This is a genomic window from Mesorhizobium muleiense (assembly GCF_900099905.1).
Classification (GTDB): Bacteria; Pseudomonadota; Alphaproteobacteria; order Rhizobiales; family Rhizobiaceae; genus Mesorhizobium; species Mesorhizobium muleiense.
Genome location: NZ_FNEE01000003.1, coordinates 159,274 through 183,390 on the forward strand (window position 1 = coordinate 159,274; position 24,117 = coordinate 183,390).

At 64.9% G+C, this 24,117-nt stretch carries 17 protein-coding genes; 11 read left to right on the forward strand and 6 right to left on the reverse strand.

From position 1 onward, the window contains the following. Window positions 1-52: 52 nt before the first annotated feature. Complete coding sequence (locus tag BLT09_RS08295; protein WP_091592068.1) at window positions 53-2,071, reverse strand: thioredoxin domain-containing protein; 2,019 nt, start codon at window positions 2,069-2,071, stop codon at window positions 53-55. Window positions 2,072-2,135: 64 nt separating this feature from the next. Here BLT09_RS08295 and mnmE point away from each other — a divergent pair, with 64 nt between their 5' ends. The 5 genes from mnmE (at window position 2,136) to BLT09_RS08320 (ending at window position 8,072) form a co-directional block, all read left to right on the forward strand. Then, on the forward strand, window positions 2,136-3,458 hold the full coding sequence (gene mnmE / locus BLT09_RS08300) for a tRNA uridine-5-carboxymethylaminomethyl(34) synthesis GTPase MnmE (RefSeq protein WP_091592070.1): 1,323 nt from the start codon (window positions 2,136-2,138) through the stop codon (window positions 3,456-3,458). Window positions 3,459-3,805: 347 nt separating this feature from the next. Further along, entirely contained in the window at window positions 3,806-5,680 is a 1,875-nt protein-coding gene (mnmG, locus tag BLT09_RS08305) for a tRNA uridine-5-carboxymethylaminomethyl(34) synthesis enzyme MnmG (RefSeq protein WP_091592071.1), read from the forward strand. Continuing rightward, window positions 5,677-6,312 carry a 16S rRNA (guanine(527)-N(7))-methyltransferase RsmG gene (gene rsmG / locus BLT09_RS08310; protein WP_091592074.1) on the forward strand — a complete coding sequence of 212 codons (636 nt, stop codon included), beginning with the start codon at window positions 5,677-5,679 and terminating at the stop codon, window positions 6,310-6,312. The genes mnmG and rsmG overlap by 4 nt, the downstream gene beginning before the upstream one ends. A 36-nt stretch (window positions 6,313-6,348) precedes the next feature. Next, window positions 6,349-7,149 (forward strand): ParA family protein, encoded by an 801-nt coding sequence (locus BLT09_RS08315; RefSeq protein ID WP_084646769.1) that lies wholly within the window; start codon window positions 6,349-6,351, stop codon window positions 7,147-7,149. Window positions 7,150-7,184: 35 nt separating this feature from the next. Next, on the forward strand, window positions 7,185-8,072 hold the full coding sequence (locus BLT09_RS08320) for a ParB/RepB/Spo0J family partition protein (RefSeq protein ID WP_091592076.1): 888 nt from the start codon (window positions 7,185-7,187) through the stop codon (window positions 8,070-8,072). A 297-nt stretch (window positions 8,073-8,369) separates the two neighbouring features. Here BLT09_RS08320 and holA read toward each other — a convergent pair whose 3' ends face one another. Continuing rightward, window positions 8,370-9,413, reverse strand: coding sequence for a DNA polymerase III subunit delta (gene holA, locus BLT09_RS08325; protein ID WP_091592077.1), 1,044 nt, complete (start codon window positions 9,411-9,413; stop codon window positions 8,370-8,372). Between the two features lie 468 nt (window positions 9,414-9,881). On the opposite strand from holA, the gene BLT09_RS08330 reads away from it, so the two are divergent. From BLT09_RS08330 to lpdA, 4 genes are all read left to right on the forward strand, one after another. Continuing rightward, window positions 9,882-11,114: a 3-methyl-2-oxobutanoate dehydrogenase (2-methylpropanoyl-transferring) subunit alpha gene (locus BLT09_RS08330; protein WP_091592079.1), complete on the forward strand. Its 1,233-nt coding sequence runs from the start codon at window positions 9,882-9,884 to the stop codon at window positions 11,112-11,114. Window positions 11,115-11,116: 2 nt separating this feature from the next. Further along, window positions 11,117-12,130, forward strand: coding sequence for an alpha-ketoacid dehydrogenase subunit beta (locus tag BLT09_RS08335; RefSeq protein ID WP_023802698.1), 1,014 nt, complete (start codon window positions 11,117-11,119; stop codon window positions 12,128-12,130). A gap of 229 nt (window positions 12,131-12,359) precedes the next feature. Continuing rightward, window positions 12,360-13,745 carry a dihydrolipoamide acetyltransferase family protein gene (locus tag BLT09_RS08340; protein WP_091592082.1) on the forward strand — a complete coding sequence of 462 codons (1,386 nt, stop codon included), beginning with the start codon at window positions 12,360-12,362 and terminating at the stop codon, window positions 13,743-13,745. A 180-nt stretch (window positions 13,746-13,925) separates the two neighbouring features. Further along, the gene (gene lpdA, locus BLT09_RS08350; RefSeq protein ID WP_091592086.1) at window positions 13,926-15,323 is read left to right on the forward strand and encodes a dihydrolipoyl dehydrogenase; all 1,398 of its coding nucleotides are present in this window, start codon (window positions 13,926-13,928) and stop codon (window positions 15,321-15,323) included. 217 nt (window positions 15,324-15,540) lie between these two features. Here lpdA and BLT09_RS08355 read toward each other — a convergent pair whose 3' ends face one another. After that, window positions 15,541-16,644, reverse strand: a complete 1,104-nt coding sequence (locus tag BLT09_RS08355) for a saccharopine dehydrogenase family protein (protein WP_091592088.1) — start codon at window positions 16,642-16,644, stop codon at window positions 15,541-15,543. A 124-nt stretch (window positions 16,645-16,768) separates the two neighbouring features. Here BLT09_RS08355 and BLT09_RS08360 point away from each other — a divergent pair, with 124 nt between their 5' ends. Beyond that, window positions 16,769-17,197: an Lrp/AsnC family transcriptional regulator gene (locus BLT09_RS08360; RefSeq protein ID WP_091592090.1), complete on the forward strand. Its 429-nt coding sequence runs from the start codon at window positions 16,769-16,771 to the stop codon at window positions 17,195-17,197. A 283-nt stretch (window positions 17,198-17,480) separates the two neighbouring features. Beyond that, window positions 17,481-18,710 carry an amidohydrolase/deacetylase family metallohydrolase gene (locus BLT09_RS08365; RefSeq protein ID WP_091592093.1) on the forward strand — a complete coding sequence of 410 codons (1,230 nt, stop codon included), beginning with the start codon at window positions 17,481-17,483 and terminating at the stop codon, window positions 18,708-18,710. A gap of 134 nt (window positions 18,711-18,844) precedes the next feature. On the opposite strand, the gene BLT09_RS08370 is transcribed toward BLT09_RS08365, so the two are convergent. The 3 genes from BLT09_RS08370 to BLT09_RS08380 form a co-directional block, all read right to left on the reverse strand. Beyond that, on the reverse strand, window positions 18,845-20,614 hold the full coding sequence (locus tag BLT09_RS08370; RefSeq protein ID WP_091592095.1) for a flavin-containing monooxygenase: 1,770 nt from the start codon (window positions 20,612-20,614) through the stop codon (window positions 18,845-18,847). A gap of 164 nt (window positions 20,615-20,778) precedes the next feature. Next, the gene (locus BLT09_RS08375) at window positions 20,779-21,723 is read right to left on the reverse strand and encodes a MurR/RpiR family transcriptional regulator (protein WP_091592096.1); all 945 of its coding nucleotides are present in this window, start codon (window positions 21,721-21,723) and stop codon (window positions 20,779-20,781) included. A gap of 249 nt (window positions 21,724-21,972) precedes the next feature. After that, window positions 21,973-24,006: an aldo/keto reductase gene (locus BLT09_RS08380; protein WP_091592098.1), complete on the reverse strand. Its 2,034-nt coding sequence runs from the start codon at window positions 24,004-24,006 to the stop codon at window positions 21,973-21,975. Window positions 24,007-24,117 lie beyond the last annotated feature (111 nt).

The following is a 24,117-nucleotide window of genomic DNA, read 5'->3' on the forward strand; positions in this document are numbered from 1 at the left end:
CGTTCGGCCACCTTCTCCCACGAGAAGGGAGGGCCGTGCCGCATCCCCTCTCCTATCCGCGCCGCAACCGCCGCTCGAGTTCCTCGGCGTCCGTTATCACCGGCAAGCAGACCTGCCCGGTGCACAGCCAGGCGCCGTGCTCGGTCGTTGGCGGCAGAACGCCGCCTGGCAGCATCGGCAGGTTTGTCGCCGAACCGACCGGCACGATCGTGTCGATCCGGCGCGGGTCGGGATTTCGATTCGCCACCGGAACAAACCTTGGATTCTCAGGACTATCCACCAGCACCAGCTTCAACGGCTCGAGCGCCAAGGCACAGGCGTTGACGATTCCCGCCTGGCCATAGGCCTGATGCACCGCCCGGCCGGCCGCGTGTTCGGCGACCTTCCAGGTTTTTTCCTGCAATTCGGGAGCGCCGGAAAGCGACGACAACCGGACCATGGCCTCGATGATCTGGCTGGTGGCTGACGGAATGGCCTCGTCGGCATCGCCCCTGATGCGGATCGGCACGTCGCTGCTGTCCGACGCGGTCAGGTAGTAGCCGGTGCTGTTCTCATCGTGATGCCATTGGTCGAGCTGCGCAATGAATTGGCCGGCCAGCTCCGCATAAGTCGATGTGCCGGTGGCCTCGAATAGCGAGATCGCGGCGTTGGCCATGGCGCCGTAATCGCTCGCCAGCGCCGGAAACAGCTTCTTTGCGCCAAGCATCGAATGCGGCAGGCGGCCGTCTCGGCCAGCGCTGGCAATGGCAGCAAAGGCCTGTTCCGCCGCCTCGATCCAGTCGATCCGTTTCACGGCGCGCCCGGCTTCGGCGAGAGCCGCGATCACCAGGCCGTTCCAGTCGGTCAGGATTTTGCCGTCACGCCCGGGCCTGACGCGCTGCTCCCTGGTTGCCAGCAGTTTCTCTCTGAGTGGCATGAGCCGGTCGCGATCGGCGACGCTTTGTTTTTGCTGGGCCTCAGTCTGGTGGATGATTGGCTTGCCCTCCCAGCCATGCGGGCCGGAAAGCGTGAAGTAATGGAAAAACAAGGCTGATTCGTCGCCGAGAGCGGTTTCGATCTCATCCCTGCTCCAGGTGTAGAACAACCCCTCCTCGCCCTCGCTGTCGGCGTCCAGGCTGGCGGCGAATGCACCGCCATCGACGCGCATCTCGCGCAACAGCCAGTAGACCGTGTCTTCGATTCGTATCCAGAACAATTCATTGCCGGTTGCCGCATAAGCCCAGTTGCACAGCCGGATGAGCTGCGCGTTGTCGTAGAGCATCTTTTCGAAATGCGGCACCAGCCATTCGGCATCGGTCGAATAGCGGCTCAGGCCGCCGCCGACATGGTCATAGATGCCGCCTGCCAGCATCTTTTCGAGGCTGAGCAGGACAGCGTCGCGATGGGCTGTGGCGCCGTCGCGCAGCCAGGACAGCCACAGCGTCTGCATGAACGGCGCATTGGGGAATTTGGGCGCGCCGCGCAGGCCGCCCAGATCCCTGTCGATCATGCCGTCGATGCCGTTGGCGAGCGTCGCGAGCGTGTCGCGGTCGAGCACCGCCTTGGCATGGCTGCCGGCCAGCCGCGCCTCGACATGCGTGGTCAGGCCGGCGGCGCTTTGGTTAACGCTTTCTTTCTTCTCCCGCCACGCCTTGTCGACCGCCTCCAGCACCTGTACGAAGCCTGGGCGGCCGTAACGGGCTTCGCGCGGAAAATAGGTGCCGCCCCAGAAAGGTTTTCCGTCCGGTGTCAAAAACATGGTCAGCGGCCATCCGCCCTGCTCGCCCATCGCCGACAATGCCGCCATATAGATCTGGTCGATGTCCGGCCGCTCTTCGCGATCGACCTTGATATTGACGAACAGACGGTTCATGACGGCGGCGACGTCGCCGTTCTCAAAACTCTCGTGCGCCATGACATGGCACCAGTGGCAGGCGGCGTAGCCGACCGAGAGCAGGATCGGCCGCTCGAGCGCCCTTGCTTCGGCGAGCGATGCCGGCGACCACGCCCGCCAATGCACCGGGTTGCCGCTGTGCTGCTGCAGATAGGGGCTGGCCTCTTCGGCAAGCAGGTTTTTCGCGGGCAACGTCACTGTCGATAACTCGGCAATCTGTTGGTGAACAAGCGAAGCTAGGGCGGTTGTGCTGGGTCGGCAAATGATTTCAGGTAATTCCATTGTTGCCCTGTCGAGCGGCCGCCTGCCCGCCGGGGTCGCCGTGATCCGCATTTCCGGCCCGCAGAGTCGATTCGTCGTAGAAACGATTGCTGGTCCCAAGGTCAAGAACCGTGTTGCCGCCTATCGCCAGTTCAGGGCGCCGGACGGATCGGTGCTCGACAGCGGGCTGGTCGTTTTCTTTGCCGGCCCAAACAGCTTTACCGGCGAGGATGTCGCCGAATTCCACGTCCATGGCGGGCGGGCCGTGGTGGCGAAGATGCTGGAGGTGATCGCCGGCTTCGACGGCGTCAGACATGCCGAGCCGGGCGAGTTCACCCGCCGCGCCTTTCTCAATGGCAAGGTCGATCTGGTCGAGACCGAGGCGCTGGCCGATCTCGTCAATGCCGAGACCGAGGCGCAGCGGCGCTTTGCCGTCCAGAATGCCGAAGGCGTGCAGAGCGAGCTCTACCTCGCCTGGCGCCGTCGGCTGATTCATGCGCGGGCGATGATCGAGGCAGAAATTGATTTTGCCGACGAAGACGATGTGCCCGGATCCGTTGCTGAGACGGTCTGGTCCGACGTCCGCGCGATGATCTGCGAGATCGAGCGTCATGTCCAAGGCTTCCGGGCCGCCGAAATCATCCGTGACGGCTTTGAGGTCGTCATTCTTGGTGCGCCGAATGCCGGCAAATCGAGCCTGTTCAACGCTTTGGTCCGGCGCGATGCGGCGATCGTCACCGAGGAGCCCGGCACCACCCGCGATCTGCTCGAAGTGGTGCTGGATCTGGAGGGGATGCGGGTAAGAGTGACGGATACCGCCGGCTTGCGTGAGACGCCCGGCAGGATCGAGGCGATCGGTATCGAAAGGGCGAGGAGCAAGGCCGGCACTGCCGATCTGTTGCTGATGCTGGAGGATATGGCGGAGCCGGTGCCGATCGGCGCAATACCACCTGATGTCCCGGCCGTGAGGATCGGGACGAAGGCCGATTTGCTGCGGGATGAATCGCTTGTGGCGCGCTACGACGCGGTTATCTCGACCAAGGACGGCACCGGGTTGGCGGAATTGCTGGCCGAGATCGGCCGTCGCGCCACAGCGCAGGTCGGCCAGGCCGGCGATATCCTGCCGTCGCGGCTGCGGCACGTCGAACTGCTCAACGAGACGAAGCGCTTCCTGCTGGCGGCAGCGGCAGAGGATGGACGCGGGCAGGAACTGCGGGCAGAGGAATTGCGGCTGGCGGCGGATCGGCTTGGCCGCATCGTTGGGGCGGTCGATGTCGAGGACATGCTCGACGTCATCTTTGCGCAGTTCTGCATCGGCAAATGACTCACGTGAAACATTGCGGGCCGGCCAGCTCTGGGTGATTCACGTGAAACACCACGCGATTAGCTCGAAGGCATTGTTTCACGTGAAACGATCCACGGTCCCCGAGACGGGATCGAATTTCAGACTTAGCGCTGCCCCTCATTGCCCTGCCGGGCATTTCTCCCCGTATAGTGACGGGGAGAAAGACACATCCGTCGACGGTTTCCCCAATCACCAGCGTTGCAAAAGACCCGTCGTTGCTGCGGCTAGCCCGCTTCTCCCCGTCACTATACGGGGAGAAGGTGCCGGCTTGACACCACGTCCTGACGGGGACATGTGTCGGTCAACCTGAAACTGGAACACTAAAAATGACCGATCACTATGATGTGGTTGTGGTGGGCGGCGGCCATGCTGGTTGCGAGGCGGCCAGTGCTGCCGCGCGCGCTGGCGCGAAGACTGCCCTGGTGACGCTGCGCTTCGAGACAATCGGCGTCATGTCGTGCAATCCGGCGATCGGCGGCCTCGGCAAGGGCCATCTGGTCCGCGAGATCGACGCCATGGACGGGCTGATGGGGCGCGTCGCCGATGCGGCCGGCATCCAGTTCCGTCTGCTCAACCGCCGCAAGGGCCCGGCCGTTCGCGGGCCGCGGACGCAAGCCGACAGAAAACTCTATCGGCTCGCCATGCAAGCGGCGATTCGCGAACAGGCGGGCCTCGACGTGGTCGAGGGCGAGGTCCTGGATTTCGAAATCGCCAATGAGCGCCTGGCGGCGGTGCTGCTGGCGGATGGCCGCCGGCTTGGCTGCGGCGCCGTGGTGCTGACCACCGGCACTTTCCTGCGCGGGCTGATCCATATCGGCGAGAAGAAGATCGTTGCCGGCCGCATGAACGAGCAGGCCAGCCTCGGCCTGTCGGCGACGATGAGCCGCGCCGGCTTCAAGCTCGGACGGCTGAAGACCGGCACGCCGCCGCGGTTGGACGGACGCACGATCGATTGGGCGTCGCTGGAGAGCCAGGCGGCGGATGACGACCCGGTGCCGTTCTCGCTGATGACCGACCGCATCGACAATCCGCAGATCCATTGCGGCATCACGCGCACAACTGGAGCGACGCACGAACTGATCCGCGCCAATCTGGGCCGTTCGGCGATGTATTCCGGATCGATCGAAGGGGTGGGACCGCGTTACTGCCCGTCGATCGAGGACAAGATCGTCAAGTTCGGCGACCGCGAAGGCCACCAGATCTTCCTCGAGCCGGAAGGGCTGGACGACGATACCGTCTACCCGAATGGCATTTCGACCTCGCTGCCCGAGGACGTGCAGCTCGACATTTTGAAGACCATCCCGGGTCTGGAACGTGCAACGATGCTGCAGCCCGGCTATGCCATCGAGTACGATCATGTCGATCCGCGCGAGCTCAAGCCGACGCTGGAAACCAAGCTGATCGCCGGTCTTTTCCTGGCCGGGCAGATCAACGGCACCACCGGTTACGAGGAGGCGGGGGCGCAAGGGTTGTTGGCCGGCATCAACGCCGCGCGCCAAACGTCGGCAAGCGGCCAGATCGTGCTCAGCCGCACCGAGGCCTATATCGGGGTGATGGTCGACGACCTGACCAGCCGCGGCATCGCCGAACCGTATCGGATGTTCACTTCGCGGGCCGAGTTCCGGCTGTCGCTGCGGGCCGACAACGCCGATGAGCGGCTGACGCCGTTGGCGATGAAGCTCGGGATTGCCTCGCAGGAGCGGATGCAACGGTTTAGCGATATCGTGCAGAACCTTGAAAAGGCGAGGGACCTTGCGCTTGGCACGACCATGACCCCGAACGAAGCGGCGCGTCATGGGCTGGAGATCAACCGGGACGGGGTGCGCCGCTCGGCCTATGAATTGCTGGCCTATCCCGGCGTCGACGTCGCCTGGCTGGCCCGGATCGCCCCGCAGTTTGCGGGCATTGACAGCAAAACGGCAGAGCGCCTTGAAACGGAAGCGAAATATTCCGTCTATCTCGACCGCCAGCAAGCCGACGTCACGCAGATCAGGCAAGAGGAGAGCCGATTGATCCCGGCGTCGCTCGACTTTGCTTCCGTTCCGGGCCTGTCCAACGAGCTGAAGCAAAAGATGCTGTCGCGCCAGCCGCGCTCGATCGCCGACGCACAGCGTATGGAAGGCATGACGCCGGCGGCACTGGCAATCATTGTCGCGCATGTCCGCAACGCCGAGGCTGCCACGCGAAGGAATGTTGCGTGAGCGCTGCCTCATGGGCGGGCCTGCAATCGGCTGCCGGTCCGGTTTCACGTGAAACATTCGAACGCCTGGTAGAGTTCGAGACGGTCTTTCAGAAATGGAACCGCCGGATAAACCTGGCGGCGCAGTCGACGCAGGGCGACGTCTGGCGCCGCCACATCCTCGACAGCGCGCAGCTGGCGCGAATCAAACCAGACGCGAAGCGCTGGCTCGATCTCGGCTCCGGTGGCGGTTTTCCCGGCCTGGTACTGGCGTTCCTGCTTGCCGAGCGCGACGGCGCCAGCATCGACCTGGTTGAAAGCAATCGGAAAAAGGCATCGTTCCTGCAAGCGGTCGTCGGCCAGTTCAACCTGCCGGCCAGGGTCGTCGCGCGGCGCATCGACGACGCGTATGCGTTTGTTTCAACACCGCAAATCGTCACTGCCAGAGCGCTGGCGTCGCTTCCTAAGTTGCTCGAACTGTCGGCGCCGTGGCTGACGGCTGGCGCCTATGGCCTGTTCCACAAAGGCCGGGATTACCGCAGCGAGGTGGCAGAAAGCGCTCAACGATGGTCATTCGATCTGGTAGAACATGCCAGCGCGACCGACGCTCACGGCGTCATCCTCGAACTGTCTGATTTGCGCCAACTGACTTAGATCGGCGACCTCGGCATGAATTTCTGGCATAGACCCATGATGAAGAATGGCCCCCGAATCATCACCGTAGCCAACCAGAAGGGCGGCGTCGGCAAGACGACGACGGCCATCAATCTGGCCACGGCGCTGGCGGCGATCGGCGAGCGGGTGCTGATCGTCGATCTCGACCCGCAAGGCAATGCCAGCACCGGTCTCGGCATCGACCGGCGCGACCGCACCGTTTCCTCCTATGACGTGCTGACCGGCGAACTCGATCTGGAGGCGGCGGCGATCCCGACGGCGGTGCCGGGACTGTCGATCGTGCCGTCGACGCTCGACCTGCTCGGCATCGAAATGGAGATCGCCTCGGCGCCGGACCGGGTGCTGCGGCTGCGCAACGCCTTGCGTGCGTCGGCCGAGCGCTCGGCGAATTTTGGCTATGTGCTGATCGATTGCCCGCCGTCGCTCAATCTGCTGACGCTCAACTCGATGGCGGCAGCCGATTCGGTGCTGGTGCCGCTGCAATGCGAATTCTTCGCGCTCGAAGGTCTGAGCCAGCTGCTGGAAACGGTCGAGCAGGTCCGCCGCTCGATCAATCCCGAGCTGACCATCCAGGGCATCGTGCTGACCATGTTCGACGGGCGCAACAACCTCGCCAACCAGGTGGTGCAGGACGTGCGGGCGCATATGGGCGACAAGGTCTATGAAACCGTCATCCCGCGCAATGTGCGCGTCTCCGAGGCGCCGTCCTACGGCAAGCCGGCGATCCTCTACGACCTCAAATGCTCCGGCAGCCAGGCCTATCTGCAGCTTGCCTCCGAGGTGATCCGCCGCGAGCGCAAACTGCGCGCCGCTTAGAAGCCGAATTGATACCGAAACGATCTGGACAGACGATGAGCGAAGACCTTTCGAGAAAAAGACTGGGCCGGGGACTGGCGGCGCTGATCGGCGAAATCGATCGTCCGGCAGCAGTGGAAAAGCCGGGCATGAATGCCGACGGCAAGGTGCCGATCGAGTTCCTGAGCCCGAACCCAAAGAATCCACGCCGGCATTTCGGCGACGCCGACCTGACCGATCTTGCCCAGTCGATCCGCGAACATGGCGTGGTGCAGCCGGTGGTGGCGCGGCCATCGCCGACGCAAGCTGGCCGCTACGAGATCATCGCCGGCGAGCGGCGCTGGCGCGCGGCGCAGCGCGCCGGGCTGAGCGAGATCCCGATCATCGTGCGCGATGTCAACGATCGCACCGCGCTCGAGCTGGCGATCATCGAAAACGTCCAGCGCACCGACCTCAATCCGGTCGAGGAGGCGATGGGCTACCAGCAGCTGATCGACGATCACGGCTACACCCAGGCCGATCTCGGCCAGGTGATCGGCAAGAGCCGCAGCCATGTCGCCAACACGCTGCGGCTGTTGAAGCTGCCGGACGTGATCCGTGACATGCTGGTCGACGGCGCGCTGTCGGCCGGCCATGCCCGTACATTGGTGACGGCGCAGGATCCGGCGGGCCTGGCCAAGCGCATCGTCGAGGACGGGCTTTCGGTGCGCCAGGCCGAAGCGCTGGCGCAGATGCCGGCGGGTGCGCCGACGGTGAAGCGACAGCCTGCAGCAGCACCGGCACAGAAGGATGTCGATACCCTCGCGCTGGAGAAGCTGATGACCGGCACGCTCGGCATGTTCGTCACGATCGAGCACAACGAGCGCGGCGGCGTGATCAGCGTCGCCTATCGGACGCTGGAGCAGCTCGACGAGCTTTGCCGGCGGCTGAAGAACGAGGGGTGATTAGCCGGCAAAGTGTACCGGGAATCTGCTTCGAGGGCAAGCGCCCTAAGATCCTACCTGCTCCAACGTTTGCGCCGCCCCTCACCTGCCTGCCGGCATCCTCTCCCGGTATAGTGACGGGGAGAGGGGGCTGTCATCGACGGCTTCGCCAATCACCAACGTTGCAGAAAAAGTGCCGAGGCTGCGGTCAGCTTCTTTCGCCCCGTTTACGGGGAGAACTGCCCGGCAGGGCAATGAGGGGCGGCGCCGACCAGGAAATAGCTTGCTCCGCCAAGCGGAGCCCTCTCCTCAAAAAAATTACCTTTGCCCCAGTCTTGCGCTCTCCACGGCGATGCCGAGCAGCGCCTGTCGGGCCAGCGCGACCGCGAGGTCCGGCCGGCGGCGGGTCTGCAGGACCGCCGTCTGCAGGCGGTTGAGCGCGCGGGCGAGCGCCTGGCTGCTCCAGCGTTCGAGGGCTTTTTCGACCAGCTTGCGCCGCGTGAAAAAAACCGGCGGGCGCGCCGCGGCAACCACCGAAGCGGCGTTGCGGCCGCCGGCGTCCATCAGGCCGCGCATTGCCTGGATCGCCTGCAGCTGCCGCATCGCCGACGACAGCACCAGAAAAGCCTGGCCGCCGGACTGGCAGTGACGGGTGAAGGCTATGTCGAAGTCACCGACCTTACCGTCGAGCAAGGCATCGACGGCGTCATCGAAGGACAGGCCAGAGACGTCGCCCGACGTCGCCTTGACGTCATCGAGGCCGATTTCGCTCTGGCCGTGGGCATAGAGCACCAGCTTTTCGATCTCGCCGCGCGAGGCCAGCCGGTCACCACCGAGGTTGCGGCGCAGCGCCTGGCGGGCTTCCAGCGTCATCGACATGCCGGCCTTGCGCAATTCGTCGTCGATGACCGTATCGATGTCCCGCGCCTCGTCGGCGTAGCACGGCAGCGCCATGGCAATGTCCGCCGCCTCGACAATGGCGCGCAGCCCGACGCCCTTCTTCAGGTCGCCGGCCTCGATCAGGATGATGGCGTCACGCGGCGGCTCCGCGGTCAGCGCCTTGACGTCGTCGGCAAGCGCCTTCTGGCCGGACGCATTGCGCACCCAGAGCAGGCGCCGGTCCGAAAACATCGGCACGGTTCGGGCCTCATCGAGCAGGCGGCCCTCGTCGCGATCGACTTCCGACCCGTCCAGCCTGACCACAGAGAACGGATCGTCGAGCGGCAGGCCGGTCTTGCCGGCAAAGGCGCGGGCGCGCTCGGCGACCAGCCCGCGGTCGGGCCCGTAGAGCAGGACGATCGAGACACGCGGGTCCGGCCGCGCCAACCACGAATCGACCTCGTAACCTTTCTTCTGTGCCATGGGCTATGGGTTAGCATGATGCGGGCGCGGGGTGAACGGTGGTCGCCCCTTTCCTTCTCCCCTTGTGGGGCCCGAAGGGCGGGCGAGGCCCGAGATTCGCCCCGGGGGGTGGATTGGCGCGCAGCGCCAAGACGGGAGAGGGGTGTTGGACGGAGTGCCGTCGGTGCCAGGCTGGAACACCCCTCATCCGACCGATTCGCGGCCACCTTCTCCCACAAGGGGAGAAGGAAAGGCCGCCGCGCGTAGCCTCAATCCGACGCATTGTCCAATCTGGCGGGAAACCCGGCGCAATCATGCGCCAAATTGCGCGCAGAGCCGGAAGATCGACAAGAAATTTCGCTGACATATCTTCATCCTGACAGGTGCTGCTGGCGGCGCGGTGGTTGGCCGGAAGCCTTGCCCGACGAATTGGCACTGGCCTGCCGGTGTGCAAGTATCTTGGCCGGGTAACATGGGAGGACGAAGGTCATGGCCGATGCGGGAATGTTGCGCTTCCATGTGCCGGAGCCCGAGGTGCGGCCGGGCGGGACGCCGGATTTTTCTGATGTGACCATCCCCAAGGCCGGCTCGGTGCCGCATCCCGAGATCGATGTCGATCCGCGTGATATCCGCGACCTGGCGTTTTCGATCATCCGCGTGCTCAACCGCGCCGGCGAGGCCGTCGGGCCGTGGGCCGGGCTGCTTTCCGACGACGAGTTGCTGGAAGGCCTGCGCCACATGATGACGCTGCGCAGCTTCGACGCGCGCATGCAGATGGCGCAGCGCCAGGGCAAGACCTCCTTTTACATGCAGCACCTCGGCGAAGAGGCGGTGAGCTGCGCCTTTCGCAAGGCGCTGGCGCCGGGCGACATGAACTTTCCGACCTATCGGCAGGCCGGCCTGCTCATCGCCGACGGCTACCCGATGGTCACGATGATGAACCAGATCTATTCGAACGAGGCCGATCCGCTGAAGGGCCGGCAGCTGCCGATCATGTATTCGTCGAAGGAGCACGGGTTCTTCTCGATCTCCGGCAATCTGGCGACGCAATATATCCAGGCGGTCGGCTGGGCGATGGCTTCGGCGATCAGCAATGATTCGAAGATCGCCGCCGCCTGGATCGGCGACGGTTCGACGGCCGAGTCCGACTTTCATTCGGCGCTGGTGTTCGCCTCGACCTACAAGGCGCCGGTCGTGCTCAACGTCGTCAACAACCAGTGGGCGATCTCGACCTTCCAGGGCATCGCCCGCGGCGGCTCCGGCACATTTGCCGCCCGCGGCCTCGGCTTTGGCATTCCGTCGCTTCGGGTCGACGGCAACGATTATCTCGCCGTCCACGCGGTGGCCAAATGGGCGGCGGAGCGGGCGCGGAAAAATCTTGGGCCGACGCTGGTCGAATATGTCACCTATCGGGTCGGGGCGCATTCAAGCTCCGACGATCCGTCGGCCTATCGGCCGAAGGCCGAATCCGACGCCTGGCCGCTCGGCGACCCGATCGTCAGGCTGAAGAATCATCTCATCCAGCGCGGCGTCTGGTCGGACGAGCGCCACACCCAGGCCGAGGCGGAAATCCTCGAAACGGTGATCGCGGCGCAAAGGGAGGCCGAGCGCCACGGCACGCTGCACGCCGGCGGCAAGCCTTCGACGCGCGACATGTTCGAAGGCGTCTATGGTGAGATGCCGCCGCATCTCAGACGCCAGCGCCAGCAGGCGGGGGTCTGACCATGCCAAGACGGACCATGATCGAGGCGATCCGCGACGCCATGGACGTGTCGATGGGGCGCGACGAACGCGTCATTGTGTTCGGCGAGGATGTCGGTTTTTTCGGCGGCGTGTTTCGCTGCACGCAAGGCCTGCAGGCGAAATACGGCAAGAGCCGCTGCTTCGACACGCCGATCAGCGAAGCCGGCATCGTCGGCTCGGCCATCGGCATGGCCGCCTACGGCCTGAAACCCTGCGTCGAGGTGCAATTTGCCGACTATGTTTATCCGGCCTATGACCAGATCGTCTCGGAGGCGGCGCGGCTGCGTTATCGCTCGAACGGCGATTTCACCTGCCCGATCGTGGTGCGGATGCCGACCGGCGGCGGCATTTTTGGTGGCCAGACCCACAGCCAGAGCCCGGAGGCGCTGTTCACCCATGTCTCCGGCCTGAAGGTCGTCGTGCCGTCCAATCCGCATGACGCCAAGGGTCTTCTGATCGCGGCGATAGAGGATCCCGATCCGGTGATCTTTCTGGAGCCGAAGCGGCTCTACAACGGCCCGTTCGATGGCCATCACGAGCGCCCGGTGACGCCGTGGTCGAAGCATGAGCTCGGCGAGGTCGCCGACGGGCATTACACGGTCCCGCTCGGCAAGGCGGTGATCCGTCGGCCGGGCGCCGCGGTCACCGTGCTGGCCTACGGCACGATGGTCTATGTCGCGCAGGCGGCGGCCGAGGAGACCGGCATCGACGCCGAGATCATCGATCTGAGGACGCTGCTGCCACTCGATCTCGAGACGATCGTCGACTCGGTCAACAGGACAGGCCGCTGCGTGATCGTGCACGAGGCGACGCTGACATCAGGCTTCGGCGCCGAGCTGTCGGCGCTGGTGCAGGAAAACTGCTTCTACCATCTGGAAGCGCCGGTAGTGCGGGTCGCCGGCTGGGACACGCCCTATCCGCATGCGCAGGAATGGGACTATTTTCCCGGTCCGGCCAGGCTCGGCCGCGCGCTCGTCGAAACGATGGAGGCATGACGATGGCAGGCAGAGCCTCGGACAGATTGCCAATGGTGGCGCCGCCCCTCATCCGCCTGCCGGCACCCTCTCCCCGTGCAGAACGGGGAGAAGGGACTGGCCGCCACGCCGGCGATCTCGCTCTCCCCGTTGTTCACGGGGGTCCGAAGGACGGGCGAGACAAGCGGCTCGCCCCGGAATGGGCAGGGGTGAGGGGCAGCGCCAACGCCTCGGTAAGGGGGACCTGACGATGGGCGAATATGTGATCAAGCTGCCCGATGTCGGCGAAGGCGTCGCCGAGGCCGAGCTGGTCGAATGGCAGGTCAAGGTCGGCGATCTCGTGCGCGAGGACGCGGTGCTTGCCGCCGTCATGACCGACAAGGCGACGGTCGAGATTCCTTCGCCAGTCGACGGCGAGATCGTCTGGCTGGGTGCGGAGATCGGCGACACGGTGGCGATCGGCTCGCCCATTGTCAGATTGAAAGTGGCCGGCGAGGGCAATGTGAAGGCAGCTGCGGAGCCGGGCGGCGAGGCGGCCGCCAAGATTACCGACCGCAGTACCCCCACCCGTGGCCCCTCCCCACAAGGGGGAGGGGGACGCGCTTCGGCCGCCGAAGCCAGTGCCAAAGCGGCACCGCACCCGTCCCCGCCCGGAAAAATCACTGAGCGTGAGGTTGCATCGGCGACGGAATCCCCCTCCCCCTTGTGGGGAGGGGTTAGGGGTGGGGGTCCTGCGCCCGTCGCCGCGCCGCGTCCCGAAGGTGAAAGGCCGCTGGCCTCGCCGGCCGTCCGCCTCAGGGCAAAGGAGGCCGGCGTCGATCTCCGACAGGTCAGGGGAAGCGGCCCGGCCGGCCGCATTCTCCACGAGGACATCGACGCCTTCCTGGCGCGCGGACCGCAGCTTGCGAAGGTCTCCGGCCTCGCCCGCAACGAGGCGGTCGAGGACATCAAGATCATCGGGCTCAGGCGCAAGATCGCCGAGAAGATGGCGCTGGCCAAGTCGCGCATCCCGCACATCACCTATGTCGAGGAGATCGACGTCACGGCATTGGAGGATTTGCGCGCGGCGCTCAACAAGGAGAAGCGCGGCGGCGTGGAGCGGCCGAAGCTGACGCTGCTGCCGTTCCTGATGCGGGCGATGGTCAAGGCGATCGCCGACCAGCCCAAAATCAACGCGCTGTTCGACGACGAGGCCGGCATCGTCCACCAGCATGGCGGCGTCCATATCGGCATTGCCGCGCAGACGCCTTCGGGGCTGGTGGTGCCGGTGGTCAAGCACGCCGAGGCACGCGACATCTGGGACTGCGCCGCCGAGGTTTTCAGGCTCGCCGAGGCGGCCAGGTCAGGCACGGCGGCGCGCGACGAACTGTCGGGATCGACGATCACCATCACCTCGCTCGGCGCCATGGGCGGCGTGGCGACGACGCCGGTGATCAATCATCCGGAAGTGGCGATCCTCGGCGTCAACAAGATGATGGTGCGGCCGGTGTGGGACGGCACCCAGTTCATGCCGCGCAAGATGATGAACCTGTCCTCTAGCTTCGACCACCGCGTCATCGACGGCTGGGACGCAGCGGTGTTTATCCAGCGGATCAAGACGCTGCTGGAGACCCCGGCGCTGATTTTCGTGGATTGAGATGATGAGAACGGTCGCAAAGGCCCCCTCACCCGGCCTCCGCTTCGCTACGGCCACCCTCTCCCCGAGGGGAGAGGAGGTCTCCAAGGCTGGTGCAAGCCTCTTCTCCCCGCCGGGGAGAAGGTGGCCGCGCAGCGGCCGGATGAGGGGGCCCTTCTTCGCCAAAAAGAGCGTGTCGACATGAAGGAAATATCCTGCAAGCTGCTCGTCATCGGCGCCGGTCCGGGCGGCTATGTCTGCGCCATCCGCGCCGGCCAGCTCGGCATCGATACGGTGATCGTCGAGTTCGGCAAGCCGGGCGGCACCTGCCTCAATGTCGGCTGCATTCCGTCCAAGGCGCTGATCCATACGGCCGAGGAGTTCGAGAAAATCTCGCACATGGCGAGCGGCAAGAGCCCGCTCGGCATTTCAATCGCCACACCGTCGATTGATCTCGAAGCGACCATCGCCTGGAAGGACAGTATAGTTAGCCGGCTTAACAGTGGCGTTGCCGGCCTGCTCAAGAAGGCCGGGGTCAAGACCGTGCATGGCTGGGCGAAATTCCGTGACGGCAAGACCGTCGAGGTCCAGACCGAGACCGGCATGCAGGTGGTCCGCGCCGAGATGGTGGTGATCGCGACCGGCTCGGCGGCGGTCGAGCTGCCGTCACTGCCGTTCGGTGGGCCGGTAATCTCGTCTACCGAAGCGCTGGCGCTGAGCGAAGTGCCGGAAAGACTTGCCGTGGTCGGCGGCGGCTATATCGGGCTCGAGCTCGGCATCGCCTTCGCCAAGCTGGGCGCCAGGGTGAGCGTGGTCGAGGCCTTGCCGCGCGTGCTGGCGCAATATGATGCCGAGCTGACTCGGCCGGTGGTGAAGCGGCTCACCGAACTCGGCATCGAGGTGCTTGTCGGCGCCAAGGCCAAGGGCCTGTCGAGCAAGGGCGATGCTCTGCTGGTCGAAACGGCGACCGGCAAGAATAGCAAGATCGCTACCGACAGGGTCCTGGTCACCGTCGGGCGCAGGCCGGTGGTCGAAGACTGGGGGCTGGAGCAGATCGACCTCGATATGGCGGGTAAATTCATCCGCATCGACGATCAGTGCCGCACCTCGATGCGCGGCATCTTTGCCATTGGTGACGTCACCGGCGAGCCGATGCTGGCGCACCGGGCGATGGCGCAAGGCGAAATGGTCGCCGAGATCGTCGCCGGCCACAAGCGCAGCTGGGACAAGCGCTCAATTCCCGCCATCTGCTTCACCGATCCGGAGCTGGTCACCGCCGGCCTGTCGCCGGACGAGGCCAAGAGGCTTGGCGGCGAGATCAAGGTCGGGCTGTTTCCGTTCGCCGCCAACGGCCGCGCGATGACCAAGCTGAGTGAGGATGGCTTCGTCCGGGTTGTCGCCCGCGCCGACAACCATTTGGTGCTCGGCATCCAGGCGGTCGGCCAGGGCGTGTCGGAACTGTCGACGGCGTTTGGCCTGGCACTGGAAATGGGCGCGCGGCTGGAGGATATCGCCGGCACCATCCATGCCCATCCGACACAAGGCGAGGGTTTTCAGGAGGCGGCGCTGAAGGCGATGGGGCATGCGCTGCATGTTTAGTTCGCGATGGCGCAAAAACTGGCGGTGTCGACGGGACAGCCCCCCTCTGTCCTGCCGGACATCTCCCCCTCAAGGGGGGAGATCGGATGTCACGCCGGCCTTCGCTAACGATATGCTAAAAACTAAGTGAGACGACGAAGCTGCTAATCTCCCCCTTGGGGGGAGATGCCCGGCAGGGAAGAGGGGGGTGCTGCCCCGCCAGCGTTCACAAGCGCACTCACCCCGCAAGCCGGCTAACCATCTCGTGCTGCGCGTAGGCGCTGCCAAAGCGGTTGGCGAGGAACGCGTCGAGCGCGATGTCTTCCTGCTTGATAAAACCCTGCGCCGGCAAGCTGCCGTCGGCCAGCATGTCGAGCACAGCGCAGATGGCGGAGGCGGTGGTGATCTGGATGGCGCTGCGCACCTTGTCGCCGACGCGCTTGGCGTAGATCTTGTTGGCGTAGGTTTCCTGCAGCAGGCGGCCGTTCTTGCGGCCGCTGACGGTGACGAAGGCGATGACGACGTCCTGCAGCGTCGCCGGCAGGGCGCTCTCAAAAATGTCTTTCAGCACGTCGCGGCGGTGGCGCAGGCCGAGATCGTTGAGCAGCGCCTTCATGATCGCGGCGTGGCCGGGGTAGCGGATGGTACGATAGTTCAGCGTGCGCACCTTGCCCTTCAGGGTTTCGGCCAGTGTGCCGAGCCCGCCCGAGGTGTTGAACGCCTCGTAGGTGACGCCGTCGAGCGAGAATTCCTCGCGCTCCTCCAGCGGCGGTACCTCGATCAGTTCGCCTTCGACGATCGCCTCGCAAGGCTCGCAATATTCGTTGATGACGCCGTCCGTGCTCCAGGTCAGATTGTAGTTCAGCGCATTCGACGGGTATTGCGGCAGTGCGCCGACCCGCATGCGCACGCTCTCCAGCGTGTCGAAGCGGCTGGCGAGATCATTGGCGACGATCGAGATGAAGCCCGGCGCCAGCCCGCATTGCGGGATGAAGGCGCTGTTGGCGGTACGCGCCAATTGCCTGACGCGCCGGGTCGCGACGACGTCCTCGGTCAGGTCGAGATAATGCACTCCGGCGCTGGCCGCCGCTTCGGCGATGCGCGTGGTCAGGTGGAAGGGCGCGGCGCTGAGCACCGCGAACTTGCCGGCCAGGGCCGCTTCGAGCGTGCCGGCGGCTTCGATGTCGAGTTCCAGCGTCTCGACCGTTTCAGGCAGTTCGGCCGCGCCGAGCTGTGCGGCCGAACGGTCGACGAGGGTTATGTGATAGTCGCCGGTGGAAACCAGCATCTCGGCGATGGTCGAGCCGATCTTGCCGGCGCCGACAATTATGACGTTCTTCATGACAGTTCCCTCGCCTTGCCTTTCACAGAGCGGACAGAATCGCAGCTTGCCTGGCGAAAGGAAGTGTTGAACTGTTCAAAACGAAGTGCCAAATTGGACAGTATGCCGATGAGGTTCGTCGAAAGTGCTTAGCAACGCCGAACAGGCCCTGCTCTCCCTGCTGCGCGCGAATGCGCGCGCCTCGACGGCCGAACTGGCGCGGCGGCTCGGCGTGTCGCGCACGACGGTACAGAGCCGGATCGAGCGGCTGGAACAGCGCGGCATCATCACCGGCTATGGCGTCCGACTTTCACCCGACTACGAACAGGGACTGGTGCGGGCGCATGTCCTGCTCACCGTCACGCCCAAGCTTGCTGACAAGGTGGTGCGCAGCCTGCAGGCGCTGGCGCCGGTGCGGACGCTGCATTCGGTGAGTGGCAATTTCGACATGATCGTCATCGTCGACGCGCCCTCGATCAAGGACCTCGACACGCTTCTCGATGAGATCGGCGCGATGGACGGGGTCGAGCGGACATCGTCGTCGATCATCCTGTCGACGCGGATCGACCGGTGAGTGGCTGGCGGAGCATGGCGCCGCTCCCCTCCTTCCAGAATGCTGCTGCCGGGCAGAACCTTGCGGAAAGTCGGCGGGACAGCGCCCCCTCCGTCCTGCCCTCTTTGCCAAAACTTGGCATCTCCCCCACTTGGGGGGAGATCGGCAATTTTTGACGCTACGCTATCCTCTTCGAGGTTCCTGTAATAAAGCAACATCATTCCCAAAAAATGTTGCTTTCCAACACGGCCTATATGAGAATTGCGCGGACAGGCCGGTTTGAACGAGAACACACAGGACGCCGATGCAATTTGATCTCCTGCTGAAGGGCGGCCGCCTCATCGATCCGGCGTCTGGCCTCGACGCGCGACGCGATCTGGCCATCGTCAACGGCCGCATCACCGCGATCGATCCCGACATTCCCTTCGAGCGCGCCGCGCGCGTCATCGATGCGACAGGGTCCATCGTCGCACCCGGCCTCATCGACCTGCATAGCCACGTCTATTGGGGCGGCACATCGCTCGGCGTCGACGCCGACCGCCTCGCCGCAAAAGGCGGCACCACAACCTTCATCGACGCCGGAAGCGCTGGCGCCGGCAACTTCCTCGGCTTTCGCCGCCACGTCATCGAGCGCTCGAAGGTCCGCATCCTGGCCTATGTCAACATTTCCTTTGCCGGCATTTTCGGCTTCTCGCAGACCGTTTCGGTTGGCGAGTGCAGCGATCTGCGGCTCTGCGAACCGCGCGAGACGGTGGCGGCGGTGCGCGAGCACGCAGACGTGGTCGTCGGCGTAAAAGTACGCTCGGGTCGCCATGCCGGCGGCAGCAGCGGCATCGCGCCGGTCGATCTGGCGCTCGAGGCTGCCGACCAGGCCGGCGTGCCGCTGATGGCGCATATCGACGAGCCGCCGCCAGGCCGTTCGGAAGTGCTGCCGCGGCTGCGCAAGGGCGACATCCTCACCCACTGCTTCCGGCCGTTTCCCAACGCGCCGGTCTTCGCCTCGGGCGCGGTCCGGCCCGACATGCGGCTGGCGCGCGAGCGCGGCGTCATCTTCGACATCGGCCACGGCATGGGCTCGTTCGATTTCTCGGTTGCCAGGGCGATGCTCAGCGAAGGGCTGGCGCCTGACGTGATCAGCAGCGACGTGCATCTCTATTGCGTCGACGGTCCGGCCTTCGACATTCTGGTCTGCATGTCGAAATTGCTGGCGCTCGGCATGCCGCTGGTCGAAGTGCTGCGCGCGGCGACACAACGGCCGGCCGAGGCGATCGCAAGGCCCGAGCTTGGCACGCTTAAGGTCGGTGCAGTCGGCGACATCGCGGTGCTGCGGCTGCGTCCGGGCCGTTTTACCTTTGTCGACGCGGTCGGCGCCTCGCTGGTCGCCGAGCAGCGGCTGGTCTCGGACGGCATCGTGGTCGGCGGCACCTGGTGGCCGAACGAAGCGGCTAACGATTTTGGCGATACCGAACGCTTCGAAGCGCATGCGCATGAGACGCATGTCGATGTGGTGAGCCGGCATTTCGGGCGTGGGTGATGCTGGGCAGCTCTTCCTTCTCCCCTTGTGGGAGAAGGTGGCCGAACGCCTCACTCCGTCCAACACCCCTCATCCGTCTTGGCGCTGCGCGCCAATCCACCTTCTCCCACAAGGGGAGAAGGAGAGGAGCGCTGCTACCCATAGACCGGCGTCGCCATCCCTTCCATCCGCGCCTTGATCTGCAGCGCCACATATTTCGAGTAAAAGCGCGACAGCGCCAGATTGCCGCCGTGGAACCACAGCGCTTCATGCGCCGTCGGCTTCCACATGTTGCGCAATTCGCCTTGCCATGGTCCCGGGTCGCCTTTCACGCCCGAGCCAATCCCCCAGCACGGCCCGACCTCGTCGGCGACGTCGCGCGAGACGATCGCCGCCACGGTCTCGTTCATCGACTGGTAGCCGGTGCAGGAGATGATCGCATCGGCCGCCAATTCGCTGCCGTCGTCGAACAAGATTCCGGTCGGCGTCAGCGACTTGATCTCGACAGCGCTGCGGATGCCGATCGCGCCGTCGATGATCAGATCGGAAGCGCCGACGTCGATATAGTAGCCCGAGCCGGTGCGGTAGGCCTTCATCAGCAGCCCGGTCTCGTCGTCGCCGAAATCGATGGCGAAGCCGGCACCGCGCAAGCGGTCGTAGAAGGCCGCGTCGCGCGCCTTGATGATGTCGTACAGCGCCCGCTGCGTTTGCGGCAGCAGCGCGAACGGCGTCGAGGCGACGATCATGTCGGCCTTTTCGGTGGTGATGCCGCGGGCCAGCGCCTTTTCCGAAAAGATCTCGAAGCCGACCTCCATCAGCGTGTCTGACTTGACCACCGTCGTCGGCGAGCGCTGGATCATGGTCACCGCAGCGCCGCTCTCCCAGAGGTCGACGGCGACATCGTGCCCCGAGCTTGCCGCGCCGATGACCGCGACGCGCCTGCCGCGGAATGTCTCGCCGCTAAAATACTGGCTGGAATGCAGGATCTCGCCCTGGAACGCAGCGGCGCCCGGCAGGTCGATCTGCCGCGGCGGGCCATAGGCGCCGGTTGCGAAGACGATGTGCTTTGGCATCAGCGTGATGCGCTCGCCGGCGCGCTCGACCTCGACCGTCCAGATTTTTTTGGCTTCGTCGTAGGACGCGCTGATGCATTCTGTGGAGGTCCAGTAATTGAGCTCCATGACGCGCGTGTACATTTCCAGCCAGTCGCCCATCTTGTCCTTGGGCGTGAACACCGGCCAGTTTTCCGGAAACGGGATGTAGGGCAGATGGTCGTACCAGACCGGATCGTGCAGCACGAGCGAGCGATAGCGGTTGCGCCAGGAATCGCCGGCCTGCGCATTCTTCTCGATGACGATGGCCGGCACGCCGAGTTGCCGCAGCCGTGCGCCCAGCATGATGCCGCCCTGGCCGCCGCCGATGACCAGGCAATAGGGCTGCTCAATGGCACCGAGATCACGCGTCTCGCGCGCCCTCGCCTCGGCCCAGGTCTCGCGGTCCGGGTCGGCCTTGTGGCGGACACCCAGCGGCCGCGCCGGTCCCTTGCGCTCCTCAAAACCCGTGAGGTCGCTCATCGCCGTGAACAGCGTCCGGCATCTGCCGTCTGCCAAGCGCATGATGCCCTGGCCCCAGGCCGACGACGTCTCGAAGCTGAACCAGGCCTCTATCATGCCTTCGTGCGAGCTTGCCTCGCCACTGAGCTGCCAGGCGATCGGCTTGGTCGCCGCCAGAGTGGCATCCAGCATGTCGCGGATCGCCGCGCGGCCTTCCATCGTCTTGATGTTCCAGGTGAAGGTCAGCAGATCGCGCCAGTAGCAGTCCTCGACGAACAGATTGGTCGCGGCCGCGGCGTCGCCCGCCTCGAGGGCGCGGGAGAGAGAGGAAAGCCAGCTGGCCGCCTGTTTTGAGGGTGCCATGTCGAGCATGTGTTGTCCTTCTTCCTTTTCAAGTCGGCGCTGCCCCCTCACCCAGCCTCCGCTTCGCTCGGCTGGCCTCTCCCCGAGGGGAGAGGAGGCTGTCGACGCCGGCGCCAACCCTCTTCTCCCCGACGGGGAGAAGGTGGCCGCGAAGCGGCCGGATGAGGGGGGCTTCAATCTCCCAGCGGCTCCATCTCCTTGCCCGTCCTGTGGATCTGGGCGTTGTATTTGATGCGGCGGACGGTTTCGCGGGCCGAGCCGTCGAGCTTGTAGGCTGCCGCCACCGCCATCAGGTCGATCGCGGCCAAAAAGGCGAAGCGTGAGGCGGTCGGCTTCAGCGTGTCGGGATATTCGGGCACCGCCACCGTCAGCCTGACGTCGCAGGCGCGCGCAAGCTCGGTATCGGGCGCGGTCACGCCGATCGCATTGGCGCGGTAATGCTTGGCCAGTTCGACGGCCTCGATCACTTCGCGGGTGCGTCCGGTCGCCGAAATGGCGATCACCAGGTCGCCGGGCTTCAGGGTCGAGGCGGTCATCCGCATCAGATAGGGGTCGCATTGGGCGACGACAGTGATGCCGTAGCGGAACAGCCGGTACTGGGTTTCCTGCGCCAGCGCCGAAGAGCTGCCGCCGAGGCCGAACACCGTGACCTGGCGCGCCTTGGCGATGAGCTCGGCGGCCTTCACCAGCTGCGCCGGATCAAGCTGCCGTTCGGCTTCCTGCAGCGCCCGGCGCGCCTCGCCGAACACGGCATTCCAGAACGGCATGCCATTGTCGCCGCTCAGCGGCGGCGGCCTGCTCAGATAGAGCGCGCCGACGACCAGGCTCTGCGCCAGCTTCAGCTTGAAATCGCGCACCCCCTCGCAGCCGATGGCGCGGCAGAACCGGGTCACGGTGGGTTCGCTGACCTCGGCGCGCTGGGCAAGTGCAGCGTTGGAAGCGTCGACCGCGAATTTGACATCGTCGAGCACGACATCGGCGACGCGCCGCTCCGCCGGGCGCAATTCACCGTAAGAATCCTTGACCAGCGAAATGATGTCGGGGATGCGCCTGATATGATCGCGTCCATCCGGGTCGCCGTCCGAGGTCAACCGTGCATGGCCTTCAGCTTCGGTCATGACTCATCCCCGCCGTTTGTGGAGCTCGATCTCTATCATGTTTGCGCGGTCGGTTTGCGAAGTATGTAGGACAGCAACAAGCTTTTCAAGAAATAGAAAAGCTAATTCAAACAACACTGTAGTCGCGATGCAAACGATCCCGATGACTAGAGCCGTGGTCGCCGTTCGACCGCAAGTTGGAGAGTTACGGGACGCGCGCCTCCCCTTCTCCCACAACAAGGGGAGAAGGAAAGCGTAGCGATGCCCCCCTCAGCCCGTGCGTCGATGCTGATCCGATCCGCTATCCAGCCACGCAATGTCGTCGGGCGAAAGCGCGATGTCGAGGGCCTGCAGGCTGTCCTCCAGTTCGTCGAGCGTGCGTGGTCCGATCAGCGGGACGGACGGGAACGGCTGGGCCAGGACGTAGGCGAGCGCGACATGGATCGGGCTCTTGCCCAGCCGGTTGGCGAGCTCGATCGCCCGGTCGCGGCGGCCGAAATTCTTCTCGGAGTACCAGACACGGACCAGCTCTTCATTGTCACGCTGGTCACGCCCGGCGCGGCCGGTGAAGAAACCCCGGCCCTGGCTCGACCAGGCGAAATTGGGCATCTGCCGGGCGGTCAGCCAGGCTTTCCAGTCATCGCTCGACGAGGTGACGCAACCCGGCCAGATCGGCACCAGCATCTCGGCCAGCGAAAAATTGTTCGAAAGCGCGCCAGGCTTCTGCTTGCCGGTCCGCTCGGCATAGGCAATCGCCTCGTCCATGCGTTCCCTCGTCCAGTTCGAGCCGCCGAACGGACCGCGGATGCGGCCAGCCCTGACCTCTCGGTCCATCGCATCGACGAATTCGTCGACCGGCACGTCGGGATCGTCGCGGTGCATGAAATAGACGTCGACATGATCGGTCTGCAGCCGGTCGAGCGACTGGGTGAGCTGCTTGCCGATCACATCGGGATAGCAGAGCGGGGTGTGGGCGCCCTTGCCGATGACCACCGCTTGCTCACGCACGCCGCGGTTCTTCAACCATTGGCCGAGCAGCGTTTCGGTGTAGCCGCTGCCATAGATGAAGGCGGTGTCGAAGACGTTGCCGCCGGCTTCGAAATAGGCATCGAGCAGGATCATGCCGGAGGAGAAGGTGCGAAAATCCTCGAAGCCGAGCGCCAGGCACGAGGCCGGCCGCGGCAGGCCCGGAATTTCACGCTTCGGGATGGTGGTGCCACCGGAGCGCAGCCGCCGGCCGGAAATGGTGTCGACGCGTTTTTCGGGTTTTTCGATCTCGTATTCGAGCCCGATGGCGGCACGCCATTTGTCGAGCACACGCAGATTGCCGAGACTGTCGGCCCAGCCCATGCCCGGCCAGGCAAACTCCTGCTTTCCGGCCAGGATCGCCTCGCCGGCGGCGTCGACCTCGAAAGCGTAGAGCCAGCGGTCTTCCCTGACCTCGACCACCTCCTCACCGCCTGAACGGATGATGCGGATCTCGCCGGTGCCGCCTTCCCTGCCGCTCGCATACCAGAAATCCGCGACATCGATGCGGCCTTTGGTACCAAGGACGCGCAGGACATTGTCCTGGGCGAGCGAGATCCCGCAGGAGACTTCGGCGACGATGCCGTTGGGAAAATGCAGCAGCGCCGAAGCCCATTCGTCGACGCCGGACTGGCCGAGATGCGCAGCACCGGCGACCTTGTCCGGCTCGGCGAAAGGCTTTCCCGATGCGGCCCCGGCAATCAGCCGCGCCATCGAAACGGGGTAGCCGCCGACGTCGAGAATGCCGCCGCCGGCGAGATCGTTGGCATAAAGCCGGTGCTCCGGCATGAAGCCAGGCATGGCGAAGCCGAAGCTCGATTTCACCATGCGCACCTCGCCGATCGCGCCGGACCTGACCAGGTCGACCAGCTTTGCCGTCTGCGGATGCAGCCGGTACATGAAGGCCTCGCCGAGAAAGGTGCCGGCTCTGCGCGCTGCATGGATCATCGCGTCCGCTTCGAAAGCGGTGAGCCCCATCGGCTTTTCGCAAAGCACATGTTTTCCGGCCTCGGCCGCCCTGATCGCCCATTCGGCGTGGCTGGGGTGCGGCGTCGAAATGTAGACTGCGTCGACGTCCGGATCGGTGAGCAGAGCCTCGTAGCCGTCGAGGATGCGGGCACCGGGGAAGTTTTCAGCGAGGCCTGATTTGCCGGGATTGCGCGCACCAATGGCGACCAATGTGCCGGTGCGCGAATGGGCGACGCCGCCGGCAAAGGCCTTGGCGATGGTGCCGGGCCCGAGAATGCCCCAGCGGATTTTTTGTGGTTCGGACGTCATTCCTGGATCTCCTTGGGGTCGCCTCGGCGTCGCGAGTTGGTGAAAGAAAAATTGCGTGTCTTGGTGTGCATGGCGTTGTCCCAAACCGCTGCGCAGTTCACGCCCGAGGGC